The sequence below is a fragment of the Paenibacillus apis genome (assembly GCF_018333295.1).
Lineage (GTDB): Bacteria > Bacillota > Bacilli > Paenibacillales > Paenibacillaceae > Fontibacillus > Fontibacillus antibioticophila.
In genome coordinates this window covers 125,480-141,248 of the sequence record NZ_BORS01000002.1, presented here as the reverse complement: position 1 = coordinate 141,248, position 15,769 = coordinate 125,480, and the positions used below count along the sequence as shown (strand labels likewise).

Genomic DNA, 15,769 nt, shown 5'->3' with positions numbered 1-15,769 from the left:
GGAATGGAGACGGAAAGCAGAATGCAGTGGATCAGGCGAATGGATCAAATGATATTCTTCTGGTTCAACCGGCGGATTAGAAGTCGGAAGCTGGACCGATTCTTCGGATGGATTACCCATTTGGGAGGAGCTTCGTTTACGATTATTTGCGCATTGTGTCTGGTATGGTTTACCGAGGGGGAGCTTAGCAGAATCGGACTGCAAAGCTTGATCGCGCTGGCCGCCAGCCATATCGTTGCTGTCTTGATCAAGAGAAAGGTGCGCAGAGACCGGCCTTTCCGCACGCTGGAGCAGGTGAAGGTAGGCAAATACCCTTTGAAGGATTATTCCTTCCCTTCGGGTCATACCACTGCTATTTTCGCTCTGGTTACACCATTTTTGTTGGTCTCATCGCCGGCAATTATGCTGGCCTTGATGGGTCTGGCCTTATTGGTGGCTATATCGCGGATTTATTGGGGATACCACTATCCGATCGATTGTGTGGCCGGCGGGATGGTCGGATTTCTCACAGCGGTGCTGGTTGTTATGTTTATGCATAGTTGAATTTTATGAGGTGACAGTAATGGGACAAGAAGCTCGGATTTTAATTTTAACGGCCGATTACGGCGAAGGTCATCATCAGGTGTCCAAGGTGTTGCAGCAAAGCCTGATCCGCAATGGTTATGATCAGGTGACGGTTGTAGACTTGTTCCGGGAAGCTTATCCTGTAATGAACAAAATCTTTCGCTATCTGTATCGGCAAAGCCAGCATGCAGCCACCTTGGGCATTCCCTATTACGGATGGTCCTACCACCTGACCAATCGGCTCCCTATGGAGGGGAGGATCGCAACCTGGATGAACAGTCTTGGCGGCGACAGGCTCAAGGAGATCATCCTCCAGTACAAGCCGGAGGTCGTCATATATACATTCCCGTTTGGCAGCTTACCAAGCAGGGAGGCATTATCCGGGCTCCGCCCCAGAACTGCGGTTGTCATAACGGACTTTGAGGTTCACCAAAGATGGCTGTTCTCCAAGCCAGATCATTATTTTGTCCCTGCCAGCGATGTGAAAGAGGCTATGATTCGGCAGGGAGTCCCTGAGAATCGTATTACTGTGACCGGTGTTCCGGTTAGAGACTCATTTGATAAGGCGGCAATGCGCGGCTTCGGCTCCGGCAAAGAAGCAAATGAGCAGGTGATTCTGCTTATGGCTAATGTTTGCGGCACATTGCATTCGCTATCGCGGCTCATTAGGGAGCTGCTGCTTTTGTCGGGCGTCCGAATTCAAGTGATTTGCGGCCGGCAGGAAGGGTGGAGACGGAAGCTTGCGGAAAACTGGGCGGTTGAGGCAAGGGTGGATGTAATCGGCTTCACCGATCAGTTGGACGTTCTGATGAGCAGCGCCTGCTGTATCGTCACGAAAGCAGGAGGTGTTACACTATCCGAGACGATTCAGGCTGCGGTTCCGATTTTTATCCTCAAGCCGTTTATGGGGCAGGAGAAGGAAAATGCCCTGTATTTGCAGCGCAAAGGAGCGGCCGTCGTAGCCTTTACGATTCATGATCTGGTGCTGCGGATTCAAGCGATGATTTCCTCTGCGTCCATCAAGCAGTCCATGATAAACGGGCTGCTCGCAGCAAGACAGGAAGCGGCTGCGGACCATATTGTCCGTCATTTGTTTCCGGAGACAAGTTCCATTAGAAGGAGTGGAATGTGATGAACGGAAGAAGTAAATTCAAGCTTTCTACTCTGACGCTATTTATGGTGCTTTTTTGCACAGAGTTTGTCAGGAGTGCTTTCTTGTTTTCGTTCCTGCCGAACTTTGCCGTCAACGAATCGGGTCATACCGTTGCTTTGGTCGGTCTTGCCGTCTCGCTTCATTATACAGCCGACACGCTGATTAAATGTGTGGCTGGATATTTGCTGGACAGGTTTTCATTGCGCTGGCTGCTGCCCGCTACTTTCGTCATGATGCTGTCCGGACTGGCCATCGTGTTCTTTAGTCCGTATGCTTGGGGCCTCGTTGCCGGTTCTGTGATGCTTGGGATAGGGGCGTCGCCGATATGGCTTATTTGTCTGGAGAAAATCCGGCTGACAGAGCGGGCGGCCCAGATGGGAGCAATATATACCGTCTGGCTGGCCAGTATTGGTCTGGGGCCGGTCACGATCAATCTTACCTTTGATTATGGCTTTGAACCTGCCTTCCGGCTGATGATTGTGCTGCTCGCCGTGGGCTGCATTCTATCGTTTGCGATTAACAGAACAACCCCTTTGCAGCTCCAGAACGTCAGCTTTGCCGAACAAGCGGCAGGATTGCGGAGAAGGCTCGTTCAGCTGAAATGGCTGCTGCCAGGCATGGTCCTGCAGATGACCGCCGCAGGACTGCTGCTGCCGATACTGCCCAGTTTTGCCGCTGACCATCTCGGCTTAAGCCAGCCGCAATATTCGCTAATGCTCATGTTGGGTGGAGCCGGGGCGATGCTGTTCCTTGTCCCGATGGGGAAGCTGGCCGATCGATGGGGACACAAGCAAATGCTGGTCGCCGGCTTCGTAGCGCTTACGGTTGTATTGACTCTGTTAGCCCTATCCATGCCGTCGCCTGCATTAACGATGCTGTTTGCCTTTATGCTGGGGTTGTCCTACTCCGTTGTGCTTCCGGCCTGGAATGCGGTGCTGTCGTATCTTGTTCCGGAGGATCAGAAGGGGACCGGGTGGGGAGTGCTCTCCGGGATTGAAGGGCTTGGCATTATGATCGGTCCGGTTATCGGAGGATGGATAGCCAGCCATTATACGAATGCTGCGGCCATTAGCATCAGCATTACTATGCTGGCAGCTCTTGCAATTTTTTATTTGATTTTGCCGCAAAGCAAGCTTGTCTCGGCTGGCGGGACTTTGCAGCATAAGAAGGAGAATGCTCATGGACGTGACCGGGTATCTTAAGATATAATGAGAACTGATGTTCTGAATTCTGGAGAGAGGGGTCCAAGGCACTTGAGTGGAGAAAAATTGAAAATAGAATCGCCTAGAATATTTCTCATAGAACCAAGTTTAACGAATGTAAAATGGTTGGCATTAATTTAGCGGGCGCAAAACAGAAGGCTGGCGAGAAAAACTTGCGTTTTCTCGCCCAAGGTGTGTAAATTGTGATTCGTATGGCGGGAGCCGATCAGCATTTGACAAATAGGGCTGTATATGCTAGTTTTGTAGCTATAATATTTTTGGGGGTGGTAAGGAATGTCCAGTGACAGGAGCGATAGGTGTAGCTTCTATGATGTCTCGTATTTTCAAATGGAGTAGACCAGGTGCGTCATCAATTGTGATGAGGTGCTATTTTTGTTTGCTCTTTTAAGAAAATACGGGAGGATGTAAATGAAATGAAAACACAATCCGAGCATTATCAAACAACGGTTGAGCATTTGGCAAGCCATTATGAGCAGGGGAATTTCGAATTTGGCTTGAGTCATGCCGAAGCTAGGAAGCGTCTGGATTTGTACGGGCCGAATAAGCTGGTTGGCGAAAGAGTCCCCAAATGGAAGCTGTTCGTTCGGCAATTTAACAACATGATTATCTATATCTTGATTTTTGCCGCATTTTTGACTGTAGTCATGGGGCATATCTCAGATGCCATCATTATTGGCCTCGTGGTCGTCATTAACGCCCTGATCGGCTACTATCAAGAAGCCAACGCCTCTGACGCGCTTGAGAAGATCAAGGGAATGCTGTCCACTCAGGCAACCGTATACCGGGATGGCGCCCGAATCGATATTCCTGCCGAGGAATTGGTTGTTGGGGATGTTGTATTTCTCGAAGCTGGCGACAGCGTGCCTGCGGATTTGCGGATCGTAGATGCCGATAACTTAAGAATTCAGGAATCTGCCTTAACGGGAGAAGCTGACTCCGTTGAGAAGGTGACGCAAGAGCTGACAGCGGAAAATGTTGCACTGGCAGATCAAATAAACATGGCATTTGCTTCCACATCTGTAACGAATGGCAGCGGGCTGGGCGTGGTCGTTGCAACAGCCGAGAACACGGAAATAGGGAAAATTTCCATGGAGGTTCAAGGGGTACAGGAAAGAAAGACCCCTTTGATGAAAGAAATTGACGGTTTGGGTAAAGGGGTTTCTTATGTCGTCATTGGTGCGGCCGTAGTTCTCTTTATCATGGGGTTGTTCATGGAAATCTACTCCTTGTCTGTTCTTTCATTAGCCGTAGTGACCATGGTCGTTGGCTCTATTCCTGAAGGCCTTCCCGCTACAACCTCAGTCATATTGGCTATGGGCGTAAGCGACATGGCGAAGAGAAAGCATACGATCGTCAAATCGCTTCCAGCCGTTGAAACTTTAGGGTCCGTTGACATCATTGCGACAGACAAGACGGGAACCCTGACGAAAAATGAGATGACCGTTAAAGACATTTATATAGATAACTATCACTATGAAGTGACAGGGGACGGCTACAAGCCGGAAGGGGAAATCAGAGAGTTTGGTGAACCCGTTGAATTGAAGCCGCGGCTGCGGCTGTTTCTGGAGGCCGGTTACGAAGCCAACGATACCTTGCTCCTGCATGAGCAGGACACCTGGTCCTTGAATGGCGAGCCTACGGATGGCGCCTTCCTGACTTTGTATCATAAAATTTTTGATTATAGGCAAGACAGCCAATATATCGAATTGGATATGCTTCCATTTGACTCCGATTACCGGTATATGGCTAAGCTGGTTATGCATAAAGAGTCCAGGCAGAAGCTGTTGTTTATTAAAGGTTCCCCAGACAAATTGTTTCCGATGGCCAGCAAGTGCGATGAGGGCTTTGATCAGAACAAGTGGAATCGGATCGTCCGGGAGCTTTCGCTCCAGGGAAAGCGCGTCGTTGCTGTCGGGTATAAACACTGCCCGGATGATATGGAAGAGATTAGCCATGAACTGCTTCACTCGGGAATTCAATTCCTGGGCGTAGCGGGAATCATCGACCCTCCGCGCGAGGAAGTTATTGATGCGTTGAAGGTGATGCGTCAGGCAGGCGTTGAGGTCAAGATCATTACAGGCGATCATCCGCTCACGGCCAAGACGATTGGCGAGAAGCTGGGGCTGGCCGATGAAATACAAGTGATTACGGGGCCGGAGTGGGATCAGCTATCCGCAGATGAGCAGAAGGAAGCAGCATTGAAGCATCAGGTGTTTGCCCGAACCACGCCTAAGAACAAGCTGGAGATCGTCTCCGCGCTTCAGGCAAGCAAGAAGGTTACCGCTATGACAGGCGATGGCGTCAATGATGCCCCGGCGCTGAAGAAAGCGGATATCGGCATAGCCATGGGGATCAAGGGGACCGATGTGGCCAAGGATTCTGCCGATATGATTTTGGCTAATGATAACTTTGCAACGATGTCTGTAGCTATTAAAGAAGGGCGCCGCATTTATGATAATATCAAGAAGAGTATTCTCTTCCTGCTGCCAACCTCTTTTGCAGAAGGATTAATTATTGCCTTTACCATTTTGATGCAGCAAAGTATGCCGCTTCAAGCAACCCAGTTGCTATGGATTAACATGGTGTCCGCCATTACGATTCAGTTTGCCTTTATTTTTGAACCGGCTGAAGAGGGAATTATGAACAGGCCGCCGAGAAGAACGGGCGGGGCGCTGATGAGTAAGCATGATATTTTTCAGATGGCTTACGTTTCGGTTCTGATGGCTATCGTTAGTCTGATCGCTTATGATTGGCTTATATACATGGGGGCTGATCAAGCTATAGCCAGTACGATGATGGTGAACATTATCGTGATGAGCAAGATCTTCTATCTGTTTAATATTCGCACTTCCAGGCTGGCCTTCTCTTCTTCGTTTTTTACTAATCCGAAGGCATTTTTGATTATTGGAATCATGATTTTGCTGCAACTGATTCTGACTTACGCACCGTTTATGCAGGGAGCTTTCCATACCGCTTCTATGACGCTGGTGGAGTGGGCGATTGCTGTTCTGTGCGGATTGATCGTACTTATCGTTGCGGAAATTGACAAATTCATTCGCCTGCGTCTGCAAGCAAGGAAAAAAGGCGAAATTAGAATGCGGCAAGAAGCGCGTCCGCGCACCGTTACACAATCTTCTTCCGAATAATGAACAGCTTCTGACACACCTCCTGGACACATTGGGCAGCCTTCGGGTTATCCAATGAGCTGGGAGGTGTTTTTTTGTCGGAGGCGATAGCCGTGCTTTACATTCTGACGATCGTCAGAAAAAATGATGAAGGCACTTATCAGACAAATTCCATTATGTTCATGGCTTTTGAGATGCTGCTTCCTACCTTGCCTTTGTTTGTTTCACATATTGGCGGAGATGCCTCCCAAGTGGGTTTGGTGACAGGGGTATTTATGTTTTCGGCTATTTTAATCCGTCCGTTTACGGCATCCTTGGCCGTCAAAGTCCATAAGAAGGTCTTGCTGCTCCTTGGTTTGGCTATCTGTGCGCTGATGACAGGCGCTTATTATCTGGCCCCGAATGTAGGCACAATTTTAGTCATTCGGGTTATACATGGCTTGGGCTTTGGACTGGCAACTACTTATTTTGCAACGATTGTGGCTGAAATCATTCCTAAGGATCGCCGCGGCGAAGGGATGGGTTATTTCGGCGTGGGTGAGACGGTAGCTGTTTCTGTGGGGCCGCTAATCGGGACGAGCATACTGGTCAGCTTTGATTTTCACGGGTTATTTTATGGCGGGATGGGCATTCTCTTCTTTGCACTTTTGATGACCGTGCTTGTGCCTCGCAAATTTGGAGGCAAAGCCAATCAGTTGGAGCCGGCAAGTACTTCCGTCAAATTATTCGAGAAAAAAGTATTAATCCCGTCGTTGCTGATTATGCTGACCGGAGTGGCCGCCGGTTCCATTATGTCTTTCTTTGCCCTTTATGCCAAAGATCAAGGCTTCGATAGGGTAGCCTGGTTTTTCTTCGTCATAGCTGTAGGCAGCTTCCTTGTGCGGCTGGTCAGCGGGAAAATGTATGACAGACTAGGCCCGGCTGCTGTTTTAATACCGGCCAGCGTAGTCATGATGGCAGGCATTCTGCTGATCACGCTGTCCGGCAGCAACCTTATGTTCTTGCTTTCGGGAGTCTTGTACGGTTTTGGCTTCGGGGCGATCTTTCCGGCCTTGCAAACCTGGTGCATTGATTTGGTCGAAGAACATGAGCATGAACATGCGATGGCTGCCTTTTTCAACTTTTTTGATTTAGGCATTGGGGGCGGGTCCATAATTCTTGGTCTGGTGGCCTCGGCTTTTTCTTATCAAGCCGTGTATTATTTAGCTATAGCAGTCATGATCTTGTTCTTGCTGCTATGCCTCTCCAAGTTGGGAAAGAAGGATAAGGATAGCAGCAAAATTGCCGGAGGCGGATAATGAGCAGAGACAAAATAAAGGAAACAGCTGTTGAGCATTTCAGGCAATTTGGCTACCACGGCGTCCGCATGGCTCGTATTGCGGAAGAGGCAGGCATTCGGAAGCAAACGCTCGCTTATCATTTTCCATCAAAGCTAAAGCTGTTTGAGGAAATATACTTCAACGTAGTAGAAGAAGAGATTTTGTTTCTTCGCCATTACTTTGCGGCAAACAAAATGTTACATTGGGAAAAGCAGTTGTATCAGCTTCTGGTTGAGCACAAAGACCGGTTTTTAAACCATGGCAATGCCAACTTTATGTTTACGACTGCATTTCTTCCGCCTGAGGAGGCCTATGAGATGGTGCTTGATAGGTATAGGCGTTATTTGATGGTATTGAAAGAAGAGGTTGGTGAGCTTCTTGCTCAGGCTCGCACGCTTAGATTGGCTCCGGAAGCATGTGTACAGGTATATGTAACTCTGCTGGACGGGTTGGATGTGCAATTGGTTTATGAAGATACCGGCATGTATGAGCAAGCGTTAAGGAACGGCTGGAACGTGTTCTTGCATGGAATCCGCGAGTTGGAACAGTAGGCAACCTGATGATGGGCTTCTGAAATTCGGAAGACCCGCAGCGAAAGAAAGCTAGAAAGTCATGATCGATTCTAACGAAAGCACGGCAAGCTTGCTTGATTCTATGACCACCATATCGGACGAAGTGAGCTATAACCAAGAAATCGTTAATCGTTTACAAGCCATGTGAATAAGTTCAAAAAATATAAAGGCTGCAATCGAAAAGATGGCGTCTCCATGAAAAGCACGGAAACGCCGTCTTCTCAATTTTCACCCATCAGCTCTTGGCTAAGCCGCATAATCTCCGGTGCCAGCTTCTCGCGTTGTTTTTTCGTGATAGAAATGAACAACGGATAGGCCAGCGCTATTCCCACGATGCCGATAACCCCGAACACGACCCCCGGAACCAGCAGATTGTCTTTCCAAACCATCATACAGCTCATTCCAAAGCCAAGGACCAGCGTGCCGACCGTACCGACCAGAATCGAAATGAAGGTTCCGCGCGATTCGGCGCGTTTATCCAGCCGGCGCAACTGTTCCATTTTGTCTTCTTCTTTGGGGATGTACTTCTGGAGGATACTTTTGACTTCCTCTTGTTGCTTTGCAGAATACATGTAGGTAAAAGTTTTGTTATCATCATCCATGTCTATAGCCTCCTTTAAATTATAAATTTATTTTAGAAAGCAGTTATTTAAATCATGATGACGTTATGTTTCAGAATGATTAAGTTGAAGTTTTTTTAACGCACGTTTGGCGCGAATCACCATAAACACGGCCATAGCGATTACGATCAGGCTGACGCTTGTGCCGGTTAGGGTATTCATGTTCCGACGAAACAAAGGGTTATCGTTGAATTGGGTCATCATGGCCGTCTGCAAAGTTAGAATGGACATCAATGCTCCCGCAACGCTGAGCATCTTGGCTGCGGACAGAATGGGACGCTCCATTTTTAGGAATTTTACCATATTGATGATGGTCACAGTTAAACTGTATAAGGTGTAACACGCAAAGGCGTAGATCATCGGGCCCAGGGGATGCATTCCCCTGTCTTTCCAGATTATCTGGACAATCAAACCGACCATGGCGATATTCAGCACCAACAGCAACCGGCCCGTCAGCTTATATTGATGTAGTTCGTGTACCATTTTCTCTTCGTCCGTTTCCAGCTTTGACCTCATCTGTTCGCTCCGCAGCAGAAGGAAGCGCATGACGCTCAAGATCATATGGTAGCTCGCTACGGCGGCAAACCAGAGAGAGGTATAAATCCAGCTCGCCAGAACATGGAAAACGGCAAACAGCGAATTGATGAACAGTCCTTGATACAGAGAGATTCTTGCCCGGAGCTTGGTGTTGTTCAAGTAGTGAGAGACGAGCGGATTTTGGCGGAATTTTGAATTCATCTTTCGTCCCTCATCTACGGCAGCCACAATAAGGACGGCTAGAGAGTGAGCCGAAATACAGTAGGAAATATAGCTTAAGGATGAATCCTTCTTGTCGAATGAAAGGGCAAAAACCATCAGTCCAACTGCAACTATAACGAGGACTATCGTCCACATCATACCGGGGCGAACCCACTGGGACAGGACGTCTTTAATTCGTTTCATCACCGGTTCTCCTTAGCTTCACAAGGAATGTGCTTCCTTTTCCCGCTTCGCTCTCCACCCTAATCTCGCCGTCGACAATATCAATAACCCGCTTGACCAGCGCAAGCCCAAGGCCGTTGCCTTGCGTCGTATGCGATGTATCACCTTGGTAGAATTTATCAAAGATATGCTTTCCTACCTCCGGACTCATCCCGCAGCCTGTATCCGAGACCTTAACCACAACCCAGTCCTCCTCGCCCGTCAAACGGACGGTAATTTTACCATGCGGTTCGGTAAACTTCAGGGCATTGGAGAAAAGGTTGTTCCATACCAGCGTCAAAAGCTCCGCATCCGCTTCGATCACGATGTCTTCTTCAAGTTCGGTATCGATTTCCAGCTCTTTCTCTTCCCAGATGTTTTCAAACCCCAACAGGCATTCGGAAAGCTGCTCGCCGAGATAATATTCTTGGACTTCGGGGAAAATCTCTTGATTTTCCAGCTTGTTCAGCTTCAAAATGTTGGTGATCAAATCCGACAGCTGGCGGGAAGCCGAGGTGAGCGTCTTGGCGTACTCTATTCTTTTCGCTTCCGGCAAAGCGGGGGCTTGCAGCAAGGTCGAATAATTTTGAATTACGGCCAGCGGCGTCTTCAGTTCGTGGGAGATATTCGCGATGAAATCCGCGCGCAACGTTTCGATCCCTGAGAGTTCTTTTGCCATCCGATTGAAATTTTCGATAATAATATCGAATTCATTTCTGCTGTCCGGTCCATGAATCGTCTGGATTCGTGCTTTGAAATCGCCCTGCGTGATGCGGCGCGTAGCTTCCAGAATGCGCTTTACGGGCAGCTCCACGGTATATTTTCGGCGAATCCCGTCAAGCAAGCAAAAGAGCATACTCAGGAAAACTACATTCCCGAAGGTCCTTAGCGCATTTTGCCGGACTTCCGCCTCCGAAATATCCATTCCGGCGAAAAACAGCAGGAAACTGCAACCGACCACATATGAGGTCACCAGGAAAAAGATCAGATAATTCCACCAGGAAAATAGGCTGCGGGTCGCGAGTTTGTTCAATTCCCGCCCTTTCACTTCAACACCGCCTTGTATCCCAATCCATGCACGGTGACGATTTCGAACTCGCTGCATTCGGAAAATTTATCCCGCAGTTTTGTCATATACACGTCCACGGTTCTGGGGCTGGAGGAGGTCTCGGAATCCCAGAACTCGTCCATTAATTGGAGGCGGGTAAAGGTTTTCTTTGGATAGGCCAGCAGTTTGTACAACAGGTTGAACTCCCGTACGGTCAAGGGAATTTCCTCTTCCTTTAAATAGGCAGTATGTTCTTCGGCATCCAGGATCAGATTTCCGATTTCCAGCCGTTTGCTGGACGCGATCTTCGCTCTGCGCAGCAATGCGCCAATACGCAGCAGTAATTCATCCAGGTCAACGGGCTTTACCATATAGTCATCGATTCCCGCGCGAAATCCCCGCTGCTTGGAGGCAAAATCATCTCGCGCCGTTATAAAAAGGATCGGGATCTCTTGATTCAGCCCCCGGACGGTTTCGGCAAATTCAAAGCCGTCGATCTCGGGCATCATGATGTCGGAGACGATCAGATCGAACAGATTGCCATACATGGTGTCGTAGGCTTCATTCGCGTTAAGACACCCTACAGCCTGATATCCGTTCTGATTTAAATAAGAGCAGATAGCGTGATTCAACTCTTTATTATCTTCGGTAACCAATATTTTGAACATAGGATAAGCCTCCCCATGAAATTAATTTTATTATAACGGAGAGTTGTTAAAGATATGTTGTTATTTGCTTTTAGCATTTCTTAAACATTTTTGAAGCAATTCATAAACAACACCCAGATAAGATAGGGACATGCAATTTCATTCCGAGATTTGAGAGGAGATTTATATTTATGAAAGAGACAATTTATTTGCTGACTGGTGCCGCCGGATTTTTGGGCAACAACATTTCCCACAAGCTTGTTTCCGAAGGGAAAAAAGTGCGTGCGCTGGTATTGAAAGGCGATCCTGCGGTGAAATACGTGCCGAGTGAAGCGGAGGTTGTGTTTGGCGATCTGACGGATTTGAATTCGTTGAAAGCATTCTTTGACGTCCCTGAAAACCATGAAGTTATCGTGATCCACTGCGCCAGCCTCGTAACGACGTCTCCCGAGCCGAGCCCAAAAGTATACGACGTTAATGTAACGGGGACCCAGAACATCGTAGATCTATGTGTGGCCAAGCAGGTGAAAAAGTTGGTGCACGTGAGTTCTACCGGGGCTATTTTTGAAGAGCCGCATGGACAGGTCATCCGGGAGCCGGAACTGTTTTACCCGGACCAGGTAGTCGGCTATTATGCAAAAACTAAAGCGATCGCGACGCAATATGTTCTCGACGCGGTGCGGAACAAAGGCCTGGATGCCTCGATTGTTTATCCTTCGGGAATAGCGGGGCCGAATGACAGTGCCTTTGGTCCATTGGTGAGGTTTGTGATTCGCTATTGCCGGGGAGAAATTCGAGTAGGAGTTGACGGATCTTTCAATGCTGTAGATGTTCGCGACCTTTCGGACGGCATCATTGCATGCACCGAGCAAGGACGGCGGGGAGAAGGATACATTTTGAGCAATGAGATGGTGCCGATGCGGAAGATGTTTGATCTGATCAGCGAAGCCAGCGGTGCCGGACGGGTCGAAACCATTCTGACACCGGAGCAGATGCAGGCCATGTCGCAGGGAAGTATGGTTGAATCCGAGGGCGGGTCCAATCTGGAGGCTTTGAAATTTGAAATCTATAACTTAACCCGGAATAACCAGTTTTCATCTGAGAAAGCGAAGCGTGAGCTTGGTTTCCATACGAGACCATTTGAGGAAACGATTGCAGATACAGTAGCATGGCTTCGCAGTGAGGGAGAAATCTAAACCTTTTTCTAAATTTATTAATCTCACATACAAAGGCATTAGGATGAAGCTTTCCGATGCCTTTGCTTCTCTATTCAACGATTCATCCCTTCATAAGGAGTGAGAGTATGCGAAAGGTTTGTGTCATTACCGGTGGTGGTAGTGGAATAGGGCTCGCAACGGCTAAAATCCTAGGAGAAAAAAATGATGTAATCATAGTCGGCAGAACGGCGAAGAAACTTGAAAGCGCATTGGATCAATTAAGAACATTAGGAATATCAGCGGAAGCTTTGGAATGTGATATTTCGGATCGTTCTGCGGTAGACCACCTGGCGGCGATTGCTCGATCACGGGGAACCATTACAGCTGTGGTCCATGCCGCCGGGATGTCTCCTCACATGGGTGACGGCGAAACCATCATGAAAGTGAATGCTTTAGGAACGATCAACGTGAACGAATCCTTTTACGAAGTCATGGAGGAAGGCTCATGTATTGTAGACATCTCCTCTATGTCCGCTTATCTAACTCCGGGCTTTATCCTGCCAAAAAGAAAATATAAATATAGTCGCATTAATATAGAAGTTTTTATGAAAAAGATGATGTCGAGGGTGAATCTATTTCCTCAGAGCCTTAGATCAAGCGTGGCTTACGGCATTTCCAAGCACTTTGTCATCTGGTATGCCAAAATGGATGCAGCGAAATTCGGTCAAAAGGGGATTCGGGTTATATCTATATCTCCAGGTTCATTTGAGACACCGATGGGAGAATTGGAAAAGGATGAAGTCAACGAATGCTTGAAACATTCCGCAATCAAAAGACTTGGCCGTGCGGAAGAGATCGCCGATCTAATTGCGTATTGTACAAGCGATAAAGCAAGCTATTTGACCGGAACTGATATTCTTTGCGATGGAGGATGTGTGGCATCCGGGTACAACCCGCTCAAAAGATAAGGCTCATCTGACATTATTTCCTTAATTATTGAGACTGTGGGAGGTACATATGAAATTCAACTCGATCAAATGGAAACTGGTATTAGCCGTTATCATCGTTCAAATTGCTAGCTCCAATATTGGGGGAGCCATCAATGTGGGACTGTCTCAAGCAAATAAAGTGTTTGATCGCTGGGGCATTACTACCCATTTGACGGACGGATCCTTGGGAGTGGCTGCTACAGCTGTGCTGAGTATTCTGTTTTCATCTTTTATGGTTGTTTTCATTTATGATAAGTTGGTGTTGAAAAAACTATCCAAGGTGATAGCTTACACCGACGAAATGGGGAAGGGGAATTTTTCTCAAGAGCTTGTCTTTAAAGGAAATGACGATCTAAGTCAATTGGCAAAGTCTTTAAGTCACGCCGCTTCAAATATAAAGAGGTTATTGATGGAGATTTCTGCGGCCTCACAAACCATTGGTGACTCAAGCGCCAGATTATTAACGTCCGTCAGTGAATCTTCCGTTTCTATCAGCAATATTAACGATTCTTCCATAAGAATGTCCGGCCAGACGGAAACTTTAAGCGCTAATATGGAAGAGGCGAATGCTTCTGTGCAAGAAATCAGTTCCGCAACTGCCAATCTGCTGGATAAAGCCCAAAATGTGAAGGTTTTTTCGACGGAGATGAAGAAAAGAGCCGTACGGATGAAGGACGAAGTTGCGCAATCGATCAACAGCAGCCAGGAAATTTATGCTCAGAGGCAGGAAGAAATATCAAGAGCCATCGAAGCAAGCAAATCGGTAGAAGAAATACAAATCATTGCGGAAACAATCCGGGAAATGACGGATCAGACCAGTCTGTTGGCGTTAAATGCGGCCATTGAGGCATCCAGAGCAGGTGAGCAGGGAAGAGGGTTTGCTGTAGTGGCTAATGAAGTGAAGAAGCTGGCCGAACAATGTTCATCGGCTATCAGCAATATTGATTCGGTCGTAAATAGAATCAGAGTCGTTTTTAATCAATTATCCTCAAGCTCCCAAAAGGTTTTGGATTACATCAGCACGGATGTTACATCTCAATTCGAACTGTTGCTTCAAACGGGCGCAGAGTATGAACGCGATGCAGAATCGATCTCTAATCTATCAATCGAGGTAGACGGTTGCGCCAACTCTGTAACACATTACATGAAGGATATTGGCAACGTGATTGAAGCGGTTGCCCAGATGTCTTTGCAGACCTTGAATTCCGCAGAGCAAATCAGCACCAATTTATCGGCTATTACTTTAACGATGGAAGAAACTAATGGTTCGATGGAGCGACAAAATGATTTATCTGTGCAGTTAAAAAAATCGGTGGGCCAGTTCACTTTTTCGTAGCTATAGAAAGATTGAATCCTCTGAGCGCACCATCTACAATGAAATAAGCTCGTGAATTTGTCCTTGCGACAGCTTTGAACAAGGGGTTGTCCAGGTTGAAACGGCTGAAGAAAACAACATGGGGGGAACGGAATGTTCTCCTCCACTTGTTGTCAGTCGGGCAAAATCGGCGGGCGGTGAGAATATTGCTCTAGTAGAGTGTTAGAGTGGAGGCAGATCATGAAGCAAAACAAATATGACGACTCGTCTTTTTTTACGAAGTACAGCCAGATGAACCGCTCCGTTCAAGGCCTTGCCGGCGCGGGGGAATGGTCGGAGCTGAAGAAGCTTCTGCCTGATTTCAAAGGGCGGCGAGTGCTTGATCTGGGCTGCGGTTATGGCTGGCATTGCATTTACGCTGCTGAGCAAGGGGCGGAGTATGTGCTCGGAACTGATATTTCCGAGAAAATGCTTGAGGTGGCGAGCGGCAAAACAGCTTCTTCTGCCGTGGAATACCGGAAATGCGCGATGGAAGAATTGGAGCTCGACAATGAAAGCTTCGATGTGGTGATCAGCTCGCTGGCCCTGCATTATATCGAAGATTACCGGGCACTGGTTGAGAAGATCCACGGTTGGTTGACTGCGGGCGGCTCATTCGTATTTTCTGTGGAGCACCCTGTATTTACGGCCGAAGGGACGCAGAACTGGCATTACGATAAGGACGGGGAAATTCTGCATTTTCCTGTAGATAACTATTATTATGAAGGGAAGAGAAGTGCGGTATTTCTTGGAGAGCCGGTCGAAAAGTATCATCGAACGTTAACCACTTATTTAAGTGTCTTAGGGGGAGCGGGCTTTAAGCTTAACCGTATCGTGGAACCTAAGCCGCCTGAAGACATGATGGAGCTTCCCGGCATGAGGGATGAGCTGCGGCGTCCAATGATGCTGCTGGTGTCGGCTGAGAAAGAATAGGATTAGGGCAACAAGGAATTAATGATTGTGAGCTCCCCATAAGATAGACAGGCGAGATGATAAAGCCTGGCTGTCTTATGGGGAGTTTTTCGTGCTATAAGGGTC

General features: G+C 47.8%; 14 protein-coding genes. 10 read left to right on the top strand and 4 right to left on the bottom strand.

Going from position 1 to position 15,769, the window contains the following annotated elements:
• The first annotated feature begins 21 nt into the window (after positions 1–21).
• The 6 genes from KI362_RS03295 (at position 22) to KI362_RS03270 (ending at position 7,935) form a co-directional block, all read left to right on the top strand.
• Complete coding sequence (locus KI362_RS03295; RefSeq protein WP_301625235.1) at positions 22–543, top strand: phosphatase PAP2 family protein; 522 nt, start codon at positions 22–24, stop codon at positions 541–543.
• A 19-nt stretch (positions 544–562) separates the two neighbouring features.
• Positions 563–1,696, top strand: a complete 1,134-nt coding sequence (locus KI362_RS03290; protein WP_301624843.1) for an MGDG synthase family glycosyltransferase — start codon at positions 563–565, stop codon at positions 1,694–1,696.
• Entirely contained in the window at positions 1,696–2,919 is a 1,224-nt protein-coding gene (locus KI362_RS03285) for an MFS transporter (protein WP_301624841.1), read from the top strand. The genes KI362_RS03290 and KI362_RS03285 overlap by 1 nt, the downstream gene beginning before the upstream one ends.
• Before the next feature lie 434 nt (positions 2,920–3,353).
• On the top strand, positions 3,354–6,086 hold the full coding sequence (locus KI362_RS03280; protein WP_301624839.1) for an HAD-IC family P-type ATPase: 2,733 nt from the start codon (positions 3,354–3,356) through the stop codon (positions 6,084–6,086).
• Between the two features lie 74 nt (positions 6,087–6,160).
• Complete coding sequence (locus KI362_RS03275) at positions 6,161–7,363, top strand: MFS transporter (RefSeq protein ID WP_374705616.1); 1,203 nt, start codon at positions 6,161–6,163, stop codon at positions 7,361–7,363.
• Positions 7,363–7,935, top strand: coding sequence for a TetR/AcrR family transcriptional regulator (locus KI362_RS03270; protein ID WP_301624837.1), 573 nt, complete (start codon positions 7,363–7,365; stop codon positions 7,933–7,935). Before KI362_RS03275 ends, KI362_RS03270 begins: the two co-directional genes overlap by 1 nt.
• Before the next feature lie 242 nt (positions 7,936–8,177).
• Here KI362_RS03270 and KI362_RS03265 read toward each other — a convergent pair whose 3' ends face one another.
• The 4 genes from KI362_RS03265 to KI362_RS03250 form a co-directional block, all read right to left on the bottom strand.
• A complete protein-coding gene (locus KI362_RS03265; RefSeq protein WP_301624835.1) occupies positions 8,178–8,558 on the bottom strand; it encodes a hypothetical protein in 381 nt (126 codons plus the stop codon).
• 63 nt (positions 8,559–8,621) lie between these two features.
• Entirely contained in the window at positions 8,622–9,518 is an 897-nt protein-coding gene (locus KI362_RS03260) for a hypothetical protein (protein ID WP_301624833.1), read from the bottom strand.
• Positions 9,505–10,641: a HAMP domain-containing sensor histidine kinase gene (locus tag KI362_RS03255; protein WP_301624832.1), complete on the bottom strand. Its 1,137-nt coding sequence runs from the start codon at positions 10,639–10,641 to the stop codon at positions 9,505–9,507. The genes KI362_RS03260 and KI362_RS03255 overlap by 14 nt, the downstream gene beginning before the upstream one ends.
• A complete protein-coding gene (locus KI362_RS03250; RefSeq protein ID WP_212939331.1) occupies positions 10,581–11,252 on the bottom strand; it encodes a response regulator transcription factor in 672 nt (223 codons plus the stop codon). Before KI362_RS03250 ends, KI362_RS03255 begins: the two co-directional genes overlap by 61 nt.
• Before the next feature lie 170 nt (positions 11,253–11,422).
• On the opposite strand from KI362_RS03250, the gene KI362_RS03245 reads away from it, so the two are divergent.
• The 4 genes from KI362_RS03245 (at position 11,423) to KI362_RS03230 (ending at position 15,664) form a co-directional block, all read left to right on the top strand.
• Positions 11,423–12,427, top strand: coding sequence for an NAD-dependent epimerase/dehydratase family protein (locus KI362_RS03245; protein WP_301624830.1), 1,005 nt, complete (start codon positions 11,423–11,425; stop codon positions 12,425–12,427).
• 56 nt (positions 12,428–12,483) lie between these two features.
• Positions 12,484–13,356 carry an SDR family NAD(P)-dependent oxidoreductase gene (locus tag KI362_RS03240; protein WP_301624829.1) on the top strand — a complete coding sequence of 291 codons (873 nt, stop codon included), beginning with the start codon at positions 12,484–12,486 and terminating at the stop codon, positions 13,354–13,356.
• Between the two features lie 49 nt (positions 13,357–13,405).
• A complete protein-coding gene (locus KI362_RS03235) occupies positions 13,406–14,713 on the top strand; it encodes a methyl-accepting chemotaxis protein (protein ID WP_301624828.1) in 1,308 nt (435 codons plus the stop codon).
• Between the two features lie 219 nt (positions 14,714–14,932).
• Positions 14,933–15,664: a class I SAM-dependent methyltransferase gene (locus tag KI362_RS03230; RefSeq protein ID WP_212939327.1), complete on the top strand. Its 732-nt coding sequence runs from the start codon at positions 14,933–14,935 to the stop codon at positions 15,662–15,664.
• Positions 15,665–15,769: the final 105 nt, after the last annotated feature.